The following is an 18746-nucleotide window of genomic DNA, read 5'->3' on the forward strand; positions in this document are numbered from 1 at the left end:
GCTATACGCGCTGCGGTGCAACCTGCGGTTGACAGAAAGGAGGTGACATTGGGTAAGCCGAAGGCGCGCCATGCAAATGCCGCGACAGCGGTAACCACATCGTCAGGATCGGCGTAGTGCGTTCAAATACTTTCTGCACGTTCAGCTCTAACGGCAGCAGTGGCTCTGCTGACGGAATTAACGCCAGACGATCGATAGAACGTGTCGCCACCTCCAGCGGCTGGCCTCCTTCCACCTTGTCGGCAACGGACAAAATGGCTATTTGCTTTTCATCCGGCTGGTACATTAACCACACCGCCGCCAGCCCATGCTTTGCGGCGTGCTTACGCACGGTTGGCCAGATGCGAGTCAGCAGCAGCTCCGGGTTGTCGCCATTAAATGTCCAGCGCTCAAAGCGATTCACATGGTGAGTGGTCGCTAATGGCGTAAAGTCGTGGGCGCCGATCACTTTCCAGATATGGCGATCCACCGGGCCAAAAATATCGCGATCCCAGAATTTAACGCCCGGTTCGAACTCCAGCTCTTCGCTGGTAAAACGCGCGTAGTCACAAACATTTTCCCAGGTATCAAACAGATATCGCCCGCCGTTGGTCTGAACGCCCGTGGCGGCATGGTAACCCAGCGGTGAATACTTACGGTTCATGCCAGGACGAATATCCATGCTGCGACGTTCTATTTCCATCTGATCAACCAGCACCTGGTTTGGAATATCGCCAACTAATTCAAAATCGGAAGTCATTGCCGCTTTGGCGAGGATCTCGCCAGTTTCATAACCCAAAATAGTCATCAGTTATCTCCGTTAAATATCACGAGCGTCCTAAGAGAAAGCCACTGTACTTCCCGACGCCGGGATGATAAATAAGGTGGAGAACACAGGGCTTATTACATGGGGTAATAGATTGCAGAGAAAATTTGACGATCTCCAATTGGGCACGCTGGAGCTATTTTGTCTGGTGGCAGAAGTGGGCAGTTTTTCGGCCGCCGCCGTCTCTTCGGGTATTACCCCCGCAGCGGTCAGCCGTTCCATCGCCCGGCTGGAGGATCGGTTAGGGGTCCGGCTGTTTGTCCGTTCCACTCGGCATATTCACCTGACCGATGCAGGCAAAAACTTTGCTGAGCAATGTCGGGAGGCAATAGCATTAATCGACAATGCGGAGCGTCAGATACAAGGCCAGCAGTTAGAGCCAGCCGGGCTGCTGCGCATCAGCATTCCCACCCCCTACGCCCACTACCGTCTGTTGCCGGTCCTGGCCGCCTTTAGCCAACGCTATCCTAAAATTCAATTGGCGCTGAATCTCAATAACGCTAACGTTGACCTCACTGATGGGGGATACGATCTGGCCATTCGCGGTTACCACCCTGCAGACTCAAACCTGATTGCCCGCAAGCTGGAGGATGCCGAATTGGTGGTGGTTGCCGCACCCGATTACCTGGCACGAGCGGGTAAACCCGTGTACCCGGAAGATCTGGCCCAGCATAACTGCATTCAGTTTGAGCTACCCAGCACCGGCAAAAGCGCCCCGTGGACGCTTAAGCACCATAACAAATCGATAGATGTCACCACGCGCGGCAACGTGAGCTGCAACGGGGATTTTTTGGGTGGGTTAACGCTGGCAAAACATGGCATGGGCGTCTTTCAAACTTATCGCTTTACCGTAGCGGACTTACTGGCGAGCGGTGAACTGGTGGAGGTCCTGACAGAATATGGCGGCACCACGCGGCCCTTTATTATGGTCTATCCACATCAGCGGCATAAGTCGCTGGCGCTGCGCAGCCTGATGGACTTTTTAGTGGTGACGCTACAGCCGGTTTCGCCCCCCTAGTCGAAGCAAGGTGCCGTTATCTTAATCACGCGCTATTTTGTTTCATAGCGCGTCAAAATTATTTCGTAGTAAAATAATCAAGCCGATTTAATTGTGACCATGTCAAATACCATCAAGGCATAGAGCGGATCCCAATACTCGCAAAAATGAGAAATTTTGCCATGTGTGATTTCTACAAATGCGTGTATATCCTGATGATAAGGCTTGTTCCCCGGCACCGTAATGGCATCCCCGGTATACTCGAAGAAATAGGTTTTTGTACCGCTCAAGGTGTAGCGGCCCCAATCGTTCAGGGGGTTTATTTTGTAATCGCGCAAGGATAGCCCTAAGCTTTTGGCATAGGTTAAAATAGCCGCTTTCCCAGTCAATTTCTTAGGGAAACCTAACGCTTCGCCCGGTGCATAAGGAAACTCAACCACAGCATCCTCGGAAAACAGATCGATGATTTTTTCCGGATTATTAGCAAAATTGTCCAACATTTTTTTCATCAGCTCAGCAGCATGATTTAAATCTTGATGGTGCATGATTCGCTCTCTCTATGATTGAAAAAGAAGAGTTATCTAAAAGTTTCCAGGCATGACTGACGCTCCACACCGAGAAAATTCAGATACGTTCCCTGTAGTTCACAGCAGCAAAGCTATATTTTAAAAAAAACGTTGTAAACTCCCTAGTGGTAAAATAAGAAATTACATCATGTAATCTATTCCATCAGTATCAATTCACTTTTTTTGCGGTATATCATATTGACATGGGTTATTGGTTATCTCATCAGGGAATATGTGCATAATCACCGTATAACGTTGTTGAGTGAGCCCTGTTCATAATATGAAACAGGCTTTCATTGATTAAAAGGTTAACCATGGGATCTGATGGATTAGTCTATTCGGACGAAAAAGAATTACAGCTATCTTCATGTTGCTGGGACTATGGCCGGGTCGATCGCGTGCGAGTCAGCGGCCCCCATCAGGCGCGTCTGGTTCGTCCAGCACACACGTTAATCGTCTATGACGGTTACCATTCGGCCGATGGCAACACCACCATCAACGGGGATGTCTGGTTTGACCAAAAACGCACGCCGGCAACCCGAGTGATAGGCCAGGTTGCCGATATCATACCCTCCGGATGCGATTTTGACGCCATCAGCTATGCCGAAGGCACCCTGAGTTATACGGCAATCTCCATTTCCCCGCGGCTGATTGAACACATGCCGGGAGGGAAGGCTGGCCTTATTATCGAACCTGGAGCAAATCTGCGTAATCCGCTACTTAAACAACTGTGTCTTGGCCTGCAGGAAAGTGACAGCGAGTTGCATGCTTCATCACTGATGATGGCGATGCTGGCTGAAGCGGCGCGTTATCAGCACGCGGCAACGCCTGATGGGTTACACCGGGAAACGCTTTCCCGGCCAGTACGCGAGCGGCTGGCCAGTTATATCGAGGACAGTCTGGGGGAGAATATTACCTTGCAGGCGATGGCGCAGATTGCCGAACTGAGCATCTTTCATTTTTCGCGTGCTTTCCGGCAACACTTTGGTTTACCGCCCTATCAATACGTCTTATCGCGACGCCTGGAACGGGCCAGGCAGCAAGTGACCCAAACGACGCTCACGCTGACCGCCATCGCGCTGCAATGCGGATTTAGTTCGCCGGGGCAATTCAGTACCCAATTTCGTCGCTATTTTGGCCTGACGCCGTCCGCCATGCGGCTGACTCTCGGGAGATAGCGCCCGCAGCGGGCTCAGTATTCTGCTGCCAGCGCCTGGGCGCAGGCCCAGGCCGAGCTCCAGGCCCACTGGAAGTTATAGCCCCCCAGCCACCCTGTCACATCCACCACTTCGCCGATAAAGTACAGGCCCGGCACCTTGGCGGCCTCCATGGTTTTGGAGGACAACTCTTTGGTGTCGACCCCGCCGAGCGTCACTTCCGCCGTGCGGTAGCCTTCGGTGCCGTTCGGCTGTACCCGCCAATTTTGCAATGTTTCGACCAGCGCAGCCTGCTGTGTCGGGTTCAACTGCTTCAAGGTAACTTCCGGCAATTGCCCCAGCGTCTGTAAACATTCCACCAGACGCTTTGGCAGGTGCAGCGCCAGGGTGTTTTTCAGGCTTTGGTTGGGGTGTGCCTGACGTTGCTCATTGAGGAAGCCCGCCAGATCAAGCGCAGGAAGTAAGTTAACGCTTACAAACTCACCGGGTTGCCAGTAGCTGGAAAGCTGCAATACCGCCGGGCCGGACAGGCCACGGTGGGTGAAAAGCAGGCTCTCACGGAAGCTAACACCGTTTTCGGCAGTGATCACCGCCGGTACAGAGACGCCAGACAGGGTTTGCAGGTGTTCCAACAGCGGTTTATGCAGCGTGAAAGGCACCAGCGCGGCGCGCGTCGGCAGAACCTTCAGGCCAAACTGCTCCGCCAGCTTGTAGCCGAACGGGGAAGCGCCCAGCCCCGGCATTGACAGACCGCCGCTGGCCACCACAAGTGAGCGAGCACTTACTTTCTCGCCATTCAGTGCCAGTTCGAAGCCTTCTTCCGTTTTTTCCACCGCCAGCACTTCGCTGCGCAGACGTGTCGTCACCTGGCCCAGCTCGCACTCTTTAACCAACAGTTCGACCACCTGCTGCGCCGAGTCGTCGCAAAACAGCTGCCCGAGCGTTTTCTCGTGATAGGCAATGCCGTGGCGATTGATCAGATCGATAAAATCCCACTGGGTATAACGCGCCAGTGCAGATTTACAAAAATGCGGGTTATTCGACAGGTAAGCGGCCGGTTCGGTGTACATATTGGTAAAGTTACAGCGTCCGCCGCCGGACATCAGGATTTTGCGGCCCGGTTTTTTGCCGTTGTCGAGCAGTAGCACCCGGCGACCGAGTTGCCCTGCCTGCGCCGCGCAAAACATACCCGCTGCGCCCGCACCTATTACCACGACATCAAACTGTTCCACCTGCGCCTCTCTATAAAAACCACAATCGCGACAAAAGGCCGCCATATTACGCCGAATCGCTACCGGTAACCGGCAACTTTACGGCGGCAGATTGTAAAGCCATGACGCTGACAACGCCATAGTAAGAAAATATTACAACGGACCAGGCAGCATAACGCGCTGATATTTCATATCTTTGTCATGCCATCGCCATCATTTCGTCATGTCCAAATCAAAAAAACGTCATATTTTCCTTTTCCCCGGCCCCGGTTGTCACGGATAATGCGCGGCGTTCATGTCCACAAACTGGCGTAACGCTTATGCTGCATTTGTTCGCTGGCCTGGATTTCCATACCGGCCTGATGTTAATTCTCGCATTGTTGTTCGTGTTGTTTTATGAAGCCATTAATGGTTTTCATGATACGGCCAATGCGGTTGCTACAGTAATTTATACCCGTGCCATGCGCTCGCAACTTGCGGTCGTGATGGCTGGTTTGTTCAACTTTCTTGGCGTGATGCTCGGTGGTTTGAGTGTTGCTTACGCCATTGTTCACCTGTTGCCAACAGATCTGTTGTTGAACGTCAGTTCAGCACACGGATTAGCCATGGTCTTTTCCATGCTGCTGGCGGCTATCATCTGGAACCTCGGCACCTGGTATTTCGGTCTGCCGGCCTCCAGTTCTCATACGCTGATTGGCGCAATTATTGGTGTGGGTTTGACCAACGCACTGATGACCCACACTTCGGTGGTGGATGCGCTTAACGTCCCGAAAATGATTGGTATTTTCCTGTCATTGCTCATCTCGCCACTGGTTGGCATGATGGTCGCCGGGTTGATGGTGTTTGCCTTGCGCCGCTATTGGAGTGGCACCAAGAAACGCCAGCGTATCCACATGACCCCTGCTGAACGTGAAAAGGTCGACGGCAAACGCAAGCCGCCGTTCTGGACCCGTATCGCTCTGATCCTGTCGGCTATCGGCGTTAGCTTCTCGCACGGCGCCAACGACGGCCAGAAAGGTATCGGCTTGATTATGCTGGTGCTGATCGGCGTTGCGCCGGCCGGCTTCGTGCTCAATATGAATGCAACCGGTTATGACATCACCCGTACTCGTGATGCCGTGGCCCACCTGCAGCAATATTATGAGCAGCACAGCGATGCCCTGTCGCACGTGGTCGCTCTCACTCCGTTGGTGCCAAGCCCGGATGAGGACGTCTCGCCGGATAAACCCGTCGAGTTCCACTGTGACAGTGCCCGCGCCATGCCGGCAATTGGGCTTGCCTCCGGGTTGCTGAACAATCTGCAAAGTTACGATCAACTGTCGGTAGATCAGCGCAGCCACCTGCGCCGCCTGCTGATGTGCGTAACAGACACCGCAGACAAGATTGCCAAGCTGCCGGAAACCTCAAGCCAGGACCAACGTTTCCTGAAAAACCTGCGTCAGGATCTGCTGCAAACCGTTGAGTATGCACCGATCTGGATTATCGTCGCGGTTGCTCTGGCGTTGTCACTCGGCACCATGGTCGGCTGGCAGCGCGTAGCCACCACCATTGGCGAGAAAATCGGTAAGAAGGGCATGACCTACGCTCAGGGCGTGTCGGCTCAGATGACCGCAGCCTTGTCGATTGGTGTCGCCAGTTATACCGGTATGCCGGTTTCCACCACCCACGTGCTTTCTTCGGCAGTAGCCGGGACCATGATCGTGGACGGCGGCGGCGTACAAAGCAAAACCGTGAAGAATATCCTGTTGGCCTGGTTGTTAACCCTGCCGATTTCGATTCTGCTTTCCGGTTCGCTGTACTGGTTGGCGCTTAAGGTGATCTAAGCAGTTTGCTCCATATGAAAGGCGGCCCTGGTGGCCGCCTTTTCTTTATCTGTTGCTGGGCAAACAGGCCGGGCTTAATACCAGATCATCAACGCCAGCAGGCTGATCACCACCAGCCCGCACAGGGCGGAAGTCAGCATAAACTGCCCGCGCACCCGTTCGCAGCGGCGGATAAACTCCGGATCGTGATGCTCGATATAGCGCTGTGAGAAGATATAACGCACCAGCCGTATCTGCTTGCTCGGCTGACCATGGGCGGTAAAGAAACCACCACCGTCAACATATTGGTACAGCAGCGGGTCACAGCCGCGCAAAACCACCAACAGCGCGCGCAGAGAAGAGTAATACCGCACCATGTTTAACACACACACCACACACAGAGCCCAAAACAGCGCGACGGTACTGATCATGATTGCCTCCTCAAGGCGTTGTAATCCACGGCGCTCCGCCGGGTCCAACTGCCCTACCTCTTTACCCATGACTGCGGGAGCCTACCGCTCCGATCCCCTTGGCACCGCACAGGCCGCGCATAACCCACCGCCACTGAAAGCAAACCCTCGCCACGCAAAGACTCAACGCAGGGTTTCACTCAGTGGAGTAATGATAAGGCCCATATTCATTATTGTAGGTTAATGAAACGCAAACTGGACTGAGCAGTAGATAAAATTTACCGCATCCCGCCGATTTGTCAGCGACTCATTAGTTATAACTGATTACCGCGCTGAATAGCCCACCGGGCCTTTTCTCCTGTCCGATGGGACATTTGGGACTATACTCTGTTTAAGAATGCTTATATTTCAAGCGGTCAACACGCCAATAGCACCACGAGCGATAGGATTTTCCGGCTGGCGGGTGTAAAACTGACCGGGTTGAAATAAAGAGATTTTTTGATGCGATGCAGTGTGATCGCCTCAACATATCATTGCGTTAACTGAATGATAAAATGAAACCTAAAGCGCCAGGCTGGTACGCTGAATGCCTGCTAACCTTTTAATCGGCATTATATGGAAGGAGTATTCTCATGGCTTACAAACACATTCTGATCGCGGTAGACCTGTCCCCGGAAAGTAAAATCCTGGTGGAGAAAGCCGTATCTATGGCGCGTCCGTACAACGCCAAAGTTTCCCTGATCCACGTAGATGTTAACTATTCCGACCTGTATACCGGCCTGATCGACGTTAATCTCGGCGATATGCAAAAACGTATCTCGGAAGAAACCCACCATGCCCTGACCGAGCTGTCACAAAATGCCGGCTATCCGATTACCGAAACCCTCAGTGGCAGCGGCGATTTGGCGCAGGTGCTGGTCGACGCCATCAAGAAGTACGATATGGACCTGGTTCTGTGCGGCCACCACCAGGATTTCTGGAGCAAGTTGATGTCCTCCGCGCGTCAGTTGATCAATACCGTGCACATCGACATGCTGATCGTACCGCTGCGCGATGAAGACGAAAAAGCTGAAGACTAAGTAAGCGCCCACCAACTAAATTCCCCAACGCCCGCTACTGCGGGCGTTTTTCATTCTGCCGCCATCATTAATCGCTTGATAATCAACCGTCCTCCGATGATATAGTCGCTAAAGACACAACATCATTCCCCACGCTTTACCTAAACCTATAGCTATAAAAATGGTGGGGGAAATTCAATGCTACAAGGAGTTATCCATGGAATCGGTAGAATCATTTTTGTCCTCACTACAACAGCATAATCCTCATCAGCCGGAGTTTCTGCAGGCGGTAAGAGAAGTTTTCACCTCGCTGTGGCCGTTTATCGAGCGTAACCCGCGCTACCGTGAATATGCCCTGCTGGAACGCCTGGTGGAACCGGAACGCACCATCCAGTTCCGTGTCAGTTGGGTCGACGATCGTGGCCAGGTGCAGGTTAACCGCGCCTGGCGCGTGCAGTTCAACTCCGCGATTGGGCCTTATAAAGGCGGTATGCGTTTTCATCCGTCGGTCAATTTGTCGATTCTGAAATTCCTCGGCTTCGAGCAGACCTTCAAAAATGCGCTGACTACGCTGCCAATGGGCGGCGGCAAAGGCGGTTCGGACTTTGATCCGAAAGGCAAAAGCCAGGCGGAGATCATGCGTTTCTGCCAGTCGCTGATGACCGAGCTGTACCGCCATCTGGGGCCTGACACCGACGTGCCTGCCGGGGATATTGGCGTTGGCGGCCGTGAGGTCGGCTTTATGAGCGGCATGATGAAGAAGCTGTCCAACAACACCGCCTGCGTGTTTACCGGCAAGGGCCTGTCATTCGGCGGCAGCCTGATCCGCCCCGAAGCCACCGGCTATGGCCTGGTGTACTTCACCGATGCCATGCTGCAACGTCACGGGTTGGGTTTTGAAGGCATGCGGGTGGCGGTTTCCGGGTCAGGTAACGTGGCGCAGTACACCATTGAAAAGGCGCTGGAACTGGATGCACGGGTGATCACCGTCTCTGACTCCGGCGGTACGCTGGTCGATGAGGCAGGTTTCACCACCGAAAAGCTGGCCCATTTGGCAGAGATCAAGAACCAGCGTTATGGCCGGGTAGAAGACTATGCCCGTGAACGCGGCCTGACCTATCTGGCCGGCCAGCAGCCCTGGAGCGTCCCGGTAGATATCGCCCTGCCGTGCGCCACCCAAAACGAGCTGGATCTGGAAGCGGCACAAACGCTGATCCGCAACGGGGTCAAAGCCGTGGCCGAAGGCGCCAATATGCCCACCACCATTCAGGCGACCGATGCGTTCCTGGATGCCGGCGTGCTGTTCGCGCCGGGCAAGGCCGCCAACGCCGGTGGGGTGGCAACCTCCGGGCTGGAGATGGCGCAGAATGCCGCGCGCATCGGCTGGCGAGCGGAAAAGGTGGATGTACGTTTACAACATATCATGGCGGATATTCATCAAGCCTGCGTGGAATACGGCGGTGAGGGCAAGCAAACCCACTACGTACAGGGTGCCAATATCGCTGGATTCGTCAAGGTTGCCGACGCCATGCTGGCACAGGGCGTGCTGTAACCGCCGCATAAGGTGATCTTGTTCACACATCGATCAAATGCTTCCATGCCGGCGCTCAAGCCGGCATTTTTTCCGCCGAAAACCCTCGTCCTCCCATTCTGATTGTTTATACACCGTTAATAAATATGATTTATTATGTTAATTTGATGGTGTTTTTAGGTGGTAAAATTACCACCACTGAATTATTCAACATTTAATTAACATTAAAACTGTCGTAATTTTACTTTAATGTGCACAGATCACAATTTCTCTACTCTCGTTACGCTCCCTCTTCCTTTCCTTTGTAATCTGCTCAGGTGGAAAAACAACCACCCCTACAGATAAAAAAGGTACAGCGAAATGAAATTTAACCTCGCATTATTAAATGCATGTGTGGTTTCTGCGTGCATGTTATCGACAACACCTGTTCTGGCTGCTGAAAAGTACGAAATTGCCGTGGTCGCTAAAGTGACCGGCATTCCCTGGTTCAACCGTATGGAAGTCGGCGTCAACGAAGCGGCGAAAAAGCTCGACGTTAATGCCTATCAGACCGGGCCTGCGACCCCAGATCCCGCGGCACAGGTCAAAGTGATTGAAGACCTGATCGCCAAGAACGTTAACGCCATCATCGTGGTGCCGAACGACGCCAAGGTGCTGGAGCCAGTGCTGAAGAAGGCGCGTGATAAAGGCATCGTGGTGCTGACCCATGAATCGCCAGACCAGCAGATTGGTCAGTGGGACATCGAAACCATCGACAGCGAGAAGTATGCACAGGCCAACGTCGATGAACTGGCAAAAGACATGGGCGGCAAAGGGGGCTACGCCATTTACGTTGGCTCGCTGACCGTGCCGTTGCACAACGCCTGGGCGGATTCCGCCATCAAGTACCAGAAAGTCAAATATCCGGACATGTTCGAAGTGACGTCACGTCTGCCGGTGGCCGAAAGCATTGATAAATCCTACGCCACCACGCTGGATTTGATGAAAACCTACCCGCAGATGAAAGGCATTATCGGTTTTGGCTCCCTCGGCCCGATTGGTGCCGGTCAGGCGGTCGCCAAGAAACGCGCCAAGGACAAAATTGCCGTGGTCGGCATCGCCATGCCGGGGCAGGCCGCCCCTTACCTGATGCGCGGCGACATCAAGAAAGCGCTGCTGTGGGATCCGAAAGACGCCGGCTACGCGCTGGTGACGGTGGCCGATCAGCTCTTGCAGGGCAAAGAAGTGACCAAAGACTTGTCGATCGAAGGTTTGGGTAAGGCCGACGTCGATATGGATAAGAAAGTGATTCGGTTTAATAAAATTCTTGAAGTTACCAAAGATAATGCCAAATCGCTGGGCTTCTAACCTTAAGTAATATTGCTCCACACCGGGAAAGTAATTAAATAACGTCGGCGCGCAGCCTATCGCGCCCGACGATAATAAGAACCTGCATAGGTTAATGTCATGACCACATCCACCGCATTTATCAGCCTGGAAAATATCAGTAAAAAATTTCCGGGCGTGCTGGCACTGGACCAGATCAACCTGACGCTGAATATTGGCGAAGTGCACTGCCTGGCCGGACAAAATGGCTGTGGCAAAAGCACCATAATTAAAATTATTTCCGGCGTTTATCAGCCGGAAAAAGGCGCCAATATTTCGCTGGAAGGCAAACTCTTTCATTCACTGACGCCGCAGTTGTCCGGTTATTACGGCATTCAGGTGATTTATCAGGATCTGTCGTTATTCCCCAATCTGACGGTGGCGGAAAATATTGCCATTCACCGCTACCTGCCCGGCGGTCATTTCTGGGTGCGCAAACGGGTGATGCGTCAGACGGCGCTGGCTGCCATGGCGCGCGTCGGCGTGCATATCGATCCCGACAAGAAAGTTGAAAAACTGTCGATTGCCGATCGCCAATTGGTGGCGATTTGTCGCGCCATCGCTGCCGAAGCGCGGCTGGTGATTATGGATGAACCTACCGCCTCGCTGACGCGTCAGGAGGTCGACGGCCTGCTGCGGGTGGTTAACGAGCTGAAAGCGGCCGGCATCTGCGTGGTGTTTGTCAGCCACCGGCTGGACGAGGTGATGGAAGTCGCCGACCGTATCAGCGTGATGCGCGACGGCAAACTGGTCGGTACTTACCCGGCAAGTGAACTCGACAGCCATGAGCTGGCGTTCCTGATGACCGGCCAACGCTTCCACTACAGCCAGTTACCCCCACGGCCAGCCGCCGAGAGTGCGCCGCTGCTCGAAGTGCGTAATCTCAATCGACGCGGGAAATATCAGAATATCAATCTTTCACTGCACGGCGGCGAGATCGTCTCGATCGTCGGCTTGCTGGGCGCAGGCCGCACCGAGCTGTGCCTCAGCCTGTTCGGCATGACCCACCCGGACAGCGGTGAAATTCGGATCGACGGCCAACCGGTGCGGCTGCATAACAACCGTGAAGCAGTGCGCCAGGGCATCGGCTATGTGTCGGAAGATCGTCTGACGCAGGGGCTGATCATGGAGCAGTCGATCTACGACAACACCATTGTCACGGTATTTGATCAACTGCATACCCCGCTCGGGCTGTTGGATCATGCCAAAGCGACCGCGTTGGTTAACCGGCTGATCCGCGATCTGAACATTAAGGTTTCCGACAGCGCGCTACCGGTCAAAACCCTGTCCGGCGGCAACGCGCAGCGCATCGCTATCGCCAAGTGGGTGGCCACGCAGCCGAAGATCCTGATCCTCGACTCGCCGACCGTCGGGGTAGATATCGCCAACAAAGAGGGGATCTACCAGATCGCCAAAGATCTGGCGGCGCTCGGCATGGCGGTGTTGATGATCTGCGACGAGATCCCGGAAGCCTATTACAACAGCCATCGGGTGTTGGTGATGCGCAAGGGCGAGCTGATCGCCGAGTTTTCGCCGCACCAGAGTACCGAACAACAGATCGCCGAGGTGGTGAATGGATAAGTCATTACTGGCCCGCCTGGCCGGGCGGCACGAGTTTTACCTTGGCCTGCTGGTGTTGCTGCTGGCCATCAGCCTGAGCGTTAGCACCAGCGAGTTTCTGACGCTGGGCAACCTGACCGACGTCGCCACCAGCTATGCCATTCTCGGCATTCTCGCCTGCGGCCTGTTCGTGGTGCTGATTGCCGGTGGCATCGACATTTCGTTCCCGGCGATCACCGCTATCGCCCAGTACGTGATGGCCAGTTGGGTGATCCAGCACGGCGGCGGTTTCCCGCTGGCGTTCGCTCTGGCGATAGGCGTCGGTCTGCTGCTCGGGCTGGTGAACGGTTTTCTGGTCTACTGGCTGAAAGTACCGGCAATCATCATCACCATCGCCACGCTGAACCTGTTCTACGGCTTGTTGGTGTACGCCACCAACGGCACCTGGCTGTACGGTTTCCCCGACTGGTTTATGGACGGCATCAGTTGGTTCTCATTCCAGGGCGCCGACGGCTACGACTACGGCCTGACGCTGCCGCTATTGTGCCTGCTGGCGGTAATTATCGTCACCGGCGTGCTGATGAACTTCACCCGTCTTGGCCGGCAGATTTTCGCCATGGGTGGCAACCGCGATGCGGCATCGCGTCTGGGGTTGAACCTGCTGCGACTGCACTTCTACGTTTACGGTTACATGGGCATTCTGGCGGGCATCGCCGCCGTGGTGCAGGCGCAGATCACCCAGTCAGTAGCGCCCAACTCCCTGCTCGGCTTCGAACTGACGGTGCTGGCGGCGGTGGTACTGGGCGGCACCAGCATGACCGGCGGCCGCGGCTCGCTGACCGGTACGCTGCTGGGCGTGGTGCTGCTGGCGTTCCTGCAGAACGGTCTGACGCTGCTCAGCGTATCGGCCTATTGGCACCAGGTGTTCAGCGGCGCGATCATTTTGATCAGCATCAGCAGCACCGCCTGGAATGAAAAACGCAAGCTGGCCAAGGAGCTATGAGATGACCCAGTTAACCCGTCTGATCCCAAGCGATCGGATCATCCGCCTGCAAAGCGCGATCATTATCGTCGTGGCGCTGCTGTTCACCGGGCTGCTTGGATCGCGCTTCTTCAGCCTCGGCAATTTCCAGTCGATCGCCTCGCAGTTACCGATCCTCGGCATGCTGGCGCTCGGCATGGGCATTACCATGCTCACCGGCGGTATCAACCTGTCGATTATCGCCGGGGCCAATGCCTGCTCGCTGGTGATGGCGGCAATTATCGTCAGCCACCCGGACCAACCGCTGTTTCTGGTACTGGCGCTGCTGGCCGGGTTGCTGGTCGCCGTCGCCATTGGCGCACTTAACGGCGTGCTGGTCGCCTGGGTCGGCGTTTCGCCGATCCTTGCCTCTCTCGGCACCATGACGCTGATCACCGGCCTGAATATTCTGTTGTCCAACGGCGCGGTGATCTCCGGCTTCCCGGCGGCGATTCAATATCTCGGCAACGGCAGCCTGCTCGGCATTCCGGTGGCGCTGCTGCTGTTCCTGCTGGTCGCCGTGGGCCTGTGGCTGTTGCTGGAGCACACCACGCTGGGGCGCAGCCTGTATTTAATCGGCTCCAACGAGCAGGCTACCCGTTTCAGCGGGGTGAATACCGCCCGGGTGCAAATCGCGGTGTATGTGCTGTCCGCCCTGCTCGGCTGGGGTGCGGCGTTGCTGATGATGGCCAAGTTCAACTCGGCCAAGGCCGGCTACGGCGAATCCTATTTGCTGGTGACCATTCTGGCCTCGGTGCTGGGTGGGATTAACCCGGACGGCGGATTTGGCCGGGTGCTTGGCCTGGTGCTGGCACTGATTGTGCTGCAAATGCTGGAAAGCGGCCTCAACCTGCTGGGCGTCAGCAGCTATCTGACCATGGCCCTGTGGGGTGCGGTGTTGATCTTGTTTATCGCGTTACAGAATCGAAAAGCCTAGGAGAAAAATAATGGCGAGCTATTTTATTGGCGTAGATGTAGGCACCGGAAGTGCGCGCGCTGGGGTATTCGATCTCAACGGCCATATGGTCGGGCAGGCCAGCCGGGCTATCGACCTGTATCGTCCAAAGGCAGACTTTGTTGAACAGTCCTCGGACAATATCTGGCAGGCAGTGTGCAACGCGGTGCGCGATGCGGTTAATCAGGCCGATATCAACCCGATTCAGGTCAAGGGGCTGGGTTTCGACGCTACCTGCTCGCTGGTGGTGCTGGACAAAGAGGGGAAGCCGCTGACCATCAGCCCTTCCGGCCGTACCGAACAGAACATTATCGTGTGGATGGATCACCGGGCCATCACCCAGGCCGAGCGTATTAACGCCACCAAACACCGGGTGCTGGATTTCGTCGGCGGCATCATCTCGCCGGAAATGCAGACCCCTAAAATGCTGTGGCTCAAGCAGCATATGCCGACCACCTGGGCCAACGCCGGTTACCTGTTTGATCTGCCGGACTTCCTCACCTGGCGCGCCACTCAGGACGCCACCCGTTCGCTGTGTTCGACGGTGTGCAAATGGACTTATCTCGGCCATGAACAGCGCTGGGACAAAAGCTATTTCAAACAGATTGGGCTGGAAGACGTACTGGAACACGATGCCGCCAAAATTGGCAGCGACGTCAAAATGATGGGTGAACCGCTGGGCCACGGCCTGACCCAGCGCGCCGCCAGTGAGATGGGGTTGATTGCCGGCACCGCGGTCAGCGTGTCGATCATTGATGCCCACGCCGGTACTCTCGGCACGCTGGGGGCTACCGGGGCTTCCGGTGAAGTGGCAGACTTTAATCGCCGCGTCGCACTGATCGGCGGCACCTCGACCGGGCATATGGCGATGTCGCGCACTGCACGTTTTATCCCCGGCGTGTGGGGGCCTTATTACTCGGCCATTCTGCCGGAATACTGGCTGAACGAAGGCGGCCAGTCCGCCACCGGCGCGCTGATTGACCACATCATCCAGTCACATCCTTGTTATCAGGAACTGCTGGCGCAGGCAAAAACCCAGGGGCAGACCATCTATGAGGTGCTGAACGCCCTGCTGCGCCGGATGGCGGGCGAGCCGGAGGATATTGCCTATCTGACCAAAGACATTCATATGCTGCCGTATTTCCACGGCAACCGTTCGCCGCGTGCCAATCCGACGCTAACCGGCACCCTGACCGGGCTGAAGCTGTCACGCACCCCGGAAGACATGGCGTTGCACTATCTGGCCACCATCCAGGCCATCGCCCTCGGTACCCGTCATATTATCGAAACTATGAATCAAAGCGGTTACAGCATCGACACCATCATGGCCAGCGGCGGCGGCACCAAGAACCCGATTTTCGTGCAGGAACATGCCAACGCCACCGGCTGTGCCATGCTGCTGCCGGAAGAGAGCGAGGCGATGCTGTTGGGCGGCGCGATGATGGGCACCGTGGCGGCCGGGGTATTCGACAGCCTGCCGGAAGCGATGAGCGCCATGAGCCGCATCGGCAAAACCGTGACGCCGCAGACCAACAAGATCAAACGCTATTACGATCGTAAATACCGCGTGTTCCATGAGCTGTATAACGACCATATGAAATACCGCCAACTGATGCAGGAGGACGCCTGATGCAGCAGGAATGGCAACGGGCAACACAGGCCTGGGCAATTTACAGCCGGGAGCTGGCGCAGTTGGGCCAGCGCATCGACCCACAAACCTGGCAACGGCTGTTGACCCTGCTGGCGGAGTGCCAGGGTAAAATTGTGGTCACCGGCGTTGGCACTTCCGGCATCGCGGCACGAAAAATTGCCCATATGCTGGCCTGCGTGGAGCGACCGGCTATTTACCTGAACGCCACCGACGCGGCGCACGGCGATCTGGGTTTTCTGCGCGGTGATGATCTGATGATCTTGATTTCACGCGGCGGCAATTCCGACGAGTTGACCCGCCTGCTGCCGACGCTGCAGGCCAAGGGCGTAACCGTGATTGGCGTGACGGAAAACCCGGATTCGGCGATCGCTCAGGCGGCTCAGTTAACGGTCCGCACCGGGGTTGAAAATGAGATAGATCCGCTGAACATGCTGGCAACGACTTCTATCGTGCTGGTATTGGCGATTTTCGATGCCGCCTGCGCCTGTCTGATGGAGCGCAGTGGCTACGACAAGGAAACGCTGCTGGCGGTACACCCGGGCGGTGACGTCGGCAAGCGTTTACTGCAGGGGCATTAAGGTAACAGGGCTCAGCATGCTGAGCCCCTACACACATGCCGAGCCCGTTATCACCCTCAGGCTTTGTTAATCGCCTCGATAATCACCAACTGGTCACTCAAACGCTTTTTCACCAGCGGATCGCTGGCGGCGCTCAACTGTGCCTTCAACGCCGCCTGTTGCTGCTGACGGGCCTGCGGTGTGCCGCTCAGCAACCCTTTCACGTTGAATGACGCCACGTTGCCGTAACGCCCATCTTCGCTGGTAGGTACGCTGATTTTGCCGTCGTTCAGCAGTTTTTCGACGATTTTGCGCTCACGTTCGTAGCCTTCCAGCCCGACCAACTGCCAGCGCTGCACCGCCTGCCCCTGATACTGGCCCTTTTTCACCTCGGTCAGATAGCGAATGGTCAGATTGCGGATGGTACCGGCCTCTTCACCGTATTCCACCTTGCTGTCAGACAGCACCGGGAACTGCATGCCTTCCAGCGCGCCGCCTTTTTGCGTCAGGTGCCCCATGCGGTAGCTGTTCATTCCCAGACGGATTGGCGTGCTGTCCGTCACCGGCGTGCCGTCGGCCATTTTCAGGTCACGGATGCGCTGCCCGGCCGGTTGGCGCAGGTCGATTTTGTAGGTCACGCCATCGAAGAAATCATTGGTGGAATATTTGGACGCGCGGCGCTGCGGGTTAAAACTGTAGGTCACGTCACCGTCATGCAGCTGATTGAAGTAGCCCGCCGACCATTCCATATACTTCTTCAATTCTTTGCCGCTGAGCTGATAAACGGTGATCTCGCCACCGGCATATTGGTAGTTGAAGGCAATGTCCTTGGCGGTGATGGTACCGACGTTCAGCTTCGGGCGATCGTTATCTATCTGCAACGCGATCACCTGCGCCTGCGGTGCATAGTAATGCCCGGCTTCCTGATACAGCTTGCTGATACCGGTATCCTGCACGTGCACCTGCGGAATGCCCTTCACCGCATCCGGCGGTACCAGATCCTGGCCGCTGAGCTGGGCAATCGGTCGGTTGGCGTTAGCGCGCAAAATCTTGTGGTACGGCTGATAAATCTCTTCGAGTTTTTTATCCGAGGCGATGCCTTTGATCGGGTAGGTGTAACTGTCTTTGTTGATCAGCACGTACTTGCCGTTGTGCTGCTCAAACTGCAGATCGATGCGTGACAGCGCGCGGCCATATTTGTCCGGTTCGGTGACGATCACGCCGTTAATCACTTCTTTATCGACTTTTACGTGCATATGCCCGGCGACAATCGCCGCCAGTTCCGGGTTGGCCCTGGCAATATCGCCCACGCCGGTCCCCGGCCGCTGGTTCTCGTTGTCGATCCCCATGTGTGCCACCAGCACGATGGCGTCCACTTGCCCCTGGATCTGCTGGATCACCTGCTTCACCGCCTCGACCGGATTGGTAAAGTTCAGCCCTTTCACCCGGTCGGTGCCTTTGGCGAATTCGGCAGTCATCGGCGTATCCATGCCGATAATGCCGATTTTCACCCCCTGGCGTTCAATGATTTTATACGCCGGCAGGTAGGGCTTACCGCTGTCCCAGAGAATGTTGCCGGCCAATGCCGTGCCTTTGAATTGATTGAGTGAAGTGGAAAGCGGTTTGAGGCCGAAGTCGAATTCGTGATTACCCATCACCCAGACGTCATAGTTCAGCGCGTTAAAGCCGAGGATCATCGGGCTGGTTTTGTCGTTTTTAAAGGTCTCGACAAAGTTGCCCTGAATGGTGTCACCGGCATCGACCAGGATCACGTTCGGCTGCTGGGCGCGCACCTGATGCACCTGAGTGGCAATTTGGCTCAGGCTGCCGGCCAGATTGGCGGTGTCGGTAGAATAATCCCAGGGCACAAAGGTGCCGTGCAGATCGGAAGTGCCAAGAATGGTGATATTGACAGGTTCAGAGGCCATCGCAGAGGTACCCAGGCAAAGCAAAACAGCAAGGAGTGTCTTTTTCATTATTTATTTAATTATAGGAAGGGAAACGAAAAGGAATCATGCGATCTGGAACACAAGCTTGCCAGTATCTTTGCAAGGTAAAAAATAAAATTGGGAGGTGGATCAATGAATACCTCCCTATTTC

General features: G+C 55.3%; 16 protein-coding genes. 11 read left to right on the top strand and 5 right to left on the bottom strand.

Annotated elements, in window-relative coordinates; translation table 11 throughout:
- Position 1: 1 nt before the first annotated feature.
- Complete coding sequence (locus SERS4_RS0124195; RefSeq protein ID WP_017894343.1) at positions 2–787, bottom strand: hypothetical protein; 786 nt, start codon at positions 785–787, stop codon at positions 2–4.
- Positions 788–899: 112 nt separating this feature from the next.
- On the opposite strand from SERS4_RS0124195, the gene SERS4_RS0124200 reads away from it, so the two are divergent.
- Positions 900–1823 (top strand): LysR family transcriptional regulator, encoded by a 924-nt coding sequence (locus SERS4_RS0124200; RefSeq protein WP_017894344.1) that lies wholly within the window; start codon positions 900–902, stop codon positions 1821–1823.
- 77 nt (positions 1824–1900) lie between these two features.
- Here the strand turns inward: SERS4_RS0124200 and SERS4_RS0124205 are convergent, their stop codons facing one another.
- On the bottom strand, positions 1901–2347 hold the full coding sequence (locus SERS4_RS0124205; protein WP_017894345.1) for a nuclear transport factor 2 family protein: 447 nt from the start codon (positions 2345–2347) through the stop codon (positions 1901–1903).
- A gap of 335 nt (positions 2348–2682) precedes the next feature.
- On the opposite strand from SERS4_RS0124205, the gene SERS4_RS0124210 reads away from it, so the two are divergent.
- Entirely contained in the window at positions 2683–3546 is an 864-nt protein-coding gene (locus SERS4_RS0124210; protein WP_026142573.1) for a helix-turn-helix domain-containing protein, read from the top strand.
- Positions 3547–3560: 14 nt separating this feature from the next.
- Here the strand turns inward: SERS4_RS0124210 and SERS4_RS0124215 are convergent, their stop codons facing one another.
- Complete coding sequence (locus tag SERS4_RS0124215; RefSeq protein ID WP_026142574.1) at positions 3561–4757, bottom strand: NAD(P)/FAD-dependent oxidoreductase; 1197 nt, start codon at positions 4755–4757, stop codon at positions 3561–3563.
- Positions 4758–5056: 299 nt separating this feature from the next.
- Between SERS4_RS0124215 and pitA the strand changes: the two genes are divergently transcribed.
- On the top strand, positions 5057–6559 hold the full coding sequence (pitA, locus tag SERS4_RS0124220; RefSeq protein ID WP_012147363.1) for an inorganic phosphate transporter PitA: 1503 nt from the start codon (positions 5057–5059) through the stop codon (positions 6557–6559).
- A gap of 74 nt (positions 6560–6633) precedes the next feature.
- Here the strand turns inward: pitA and uspB are convergent, their stop codons facing one another.
- Positions 6634–6969, bottom strand: coding sequence for a universal stress protein UspB (uspB, locus tag SERS4_RS0124225; protein WP_026142575.1), 336 nt, complete (start codon positions 6967–6969; stop codon positions 6634–6636).
- Positions 6970–7580: 611 nt separating this feature from the next.
- On the opposite strand from uspB, the gene uspA reads away from it, so the two are divergent.
- The 8 genes from uspA (at position 7581) to SERS4_RS0124265 (ending at position 16667) form a co-directional block, all read left to right on the top strand.
- A complete protein-coding gene (gene uspA / locus SERS4_RS0124230; RefSeq protein ID WP_012147365.1) occupies positions 7581–8027 on the top strand; it encodes a universal stress protein UspA in 447 nt (148 codons plus the stop codon).
- A gap of 196 nt (positions 8028–8223) precedes the next feature.
- The gene (gene gdhA, locus SERS4_RS0124235; protein WP_012147366.1) at positions 8224–9558 is read left to right on the top strand and encodes an NADP-specific glutamate dehydrogenase; all 1335 of its coding nucleotides are present in this window, start codon (positions 8224–8226) and stop codon (positions 9556–9558) included.
- A gap of 339 nt (positions 9559–9897) precedes the next feature.
- Positions 9898–10884: an autoinducer 2 ABC transporter substrate-binding protein gene (locus SERS4_RS0124240; protein WP_017894349.1), complete on the top strand. Its 987-nt coding sequence runs from the start codon at positions 9898–9900 to the stop codon at positions 10882–10884.
- 99 nt (positions 10885–10983) lie between these two features.
- Complete coding sequence (locus tag SERS4_RS0124245; RefSeq protein ID WP_017894350.1) at positions 10984–12483, top strand: sugar ABC transporter ATP-binding protein; 1500 nt, start codon at positions 10984–10986, stop codon at positions 12481–12483.
- Positions 12476–13465, top strand: coding sequence for an ABC transporter permease (locus tag SERS4_RS0124250; protein WP_017894351.1), 990 nt, complete (start codon positions 12476–12478; stop codon positions 13463–13465). The genes SERS4_RS0124245 and SERS4_RS0124250 overlap by 8 nt, the downstream gene beginning before the upstream one ends.
- Before the next feature lies 1 nt (position 13466).
- Positions 13467–14420 (top strand): ABC transporter permease, encoded by a 954-nt coding sequence (locus SERS4_RS0124255; RefSeq protein WP_017894352.1) that lies wholly within the window; start codon positions 13467–13469, stop codon positions 14418–14420.
- Between the two features lie 10 nt (positions 14421–14430).
- Positions 14431–16068: an FGGY-family carbohydrate kinase gene (locus tag SERS4_RS0124260; RefSeq protein WP_012147371.1), complete on the top strand. Its 1638-nt coding sequence runs from the start codon at positions 14431–14433 to the stop codon at positions 16066–16068.
- On the top strand, positions 16068–16667 hold the full coding sequence (locus SERS4_RS0124265; RefSeq protein WP_017894353.1) for an SIS domain-containing protein: 600 nt from the start codon (positions 16068–16070) through the stop codon (positions 16665–16667). Before SERS4_RS0124260 ends, SERS4_RS0124265 begins: the two co-directional genes overlap by 1 nt.
- 56 nt (positions 16668–16723) lie before the next feature.
- On the opposite strand, the gene SERS4_RS0124270 is transcribed toward SERS4_RS0124265, so the two are convergent.
- On the bottom strand, positions 16724–18622 hold the full coding sequence (locus SERS4_RS0124270; RefSeq protein ID WP_026142576.1) for a bifunctional UDP-sugar hydrolase/5'-nucleotidase: 1899 nt from the start codon (positions 18620–18622) through the stop codon (positions 16724–16726).
- Positions 18623–18746: the final 124 nt, after the last annotated feature.

This window comes from Serratia sp. S4 (assembly GCF_000347995.1).
Lineage (GTDB): Bacteria > Pseudomonadota > Gammaproteobacteria > Enterobacterales > Enterobacteriaceae > Serratia > Serratia quinivorans.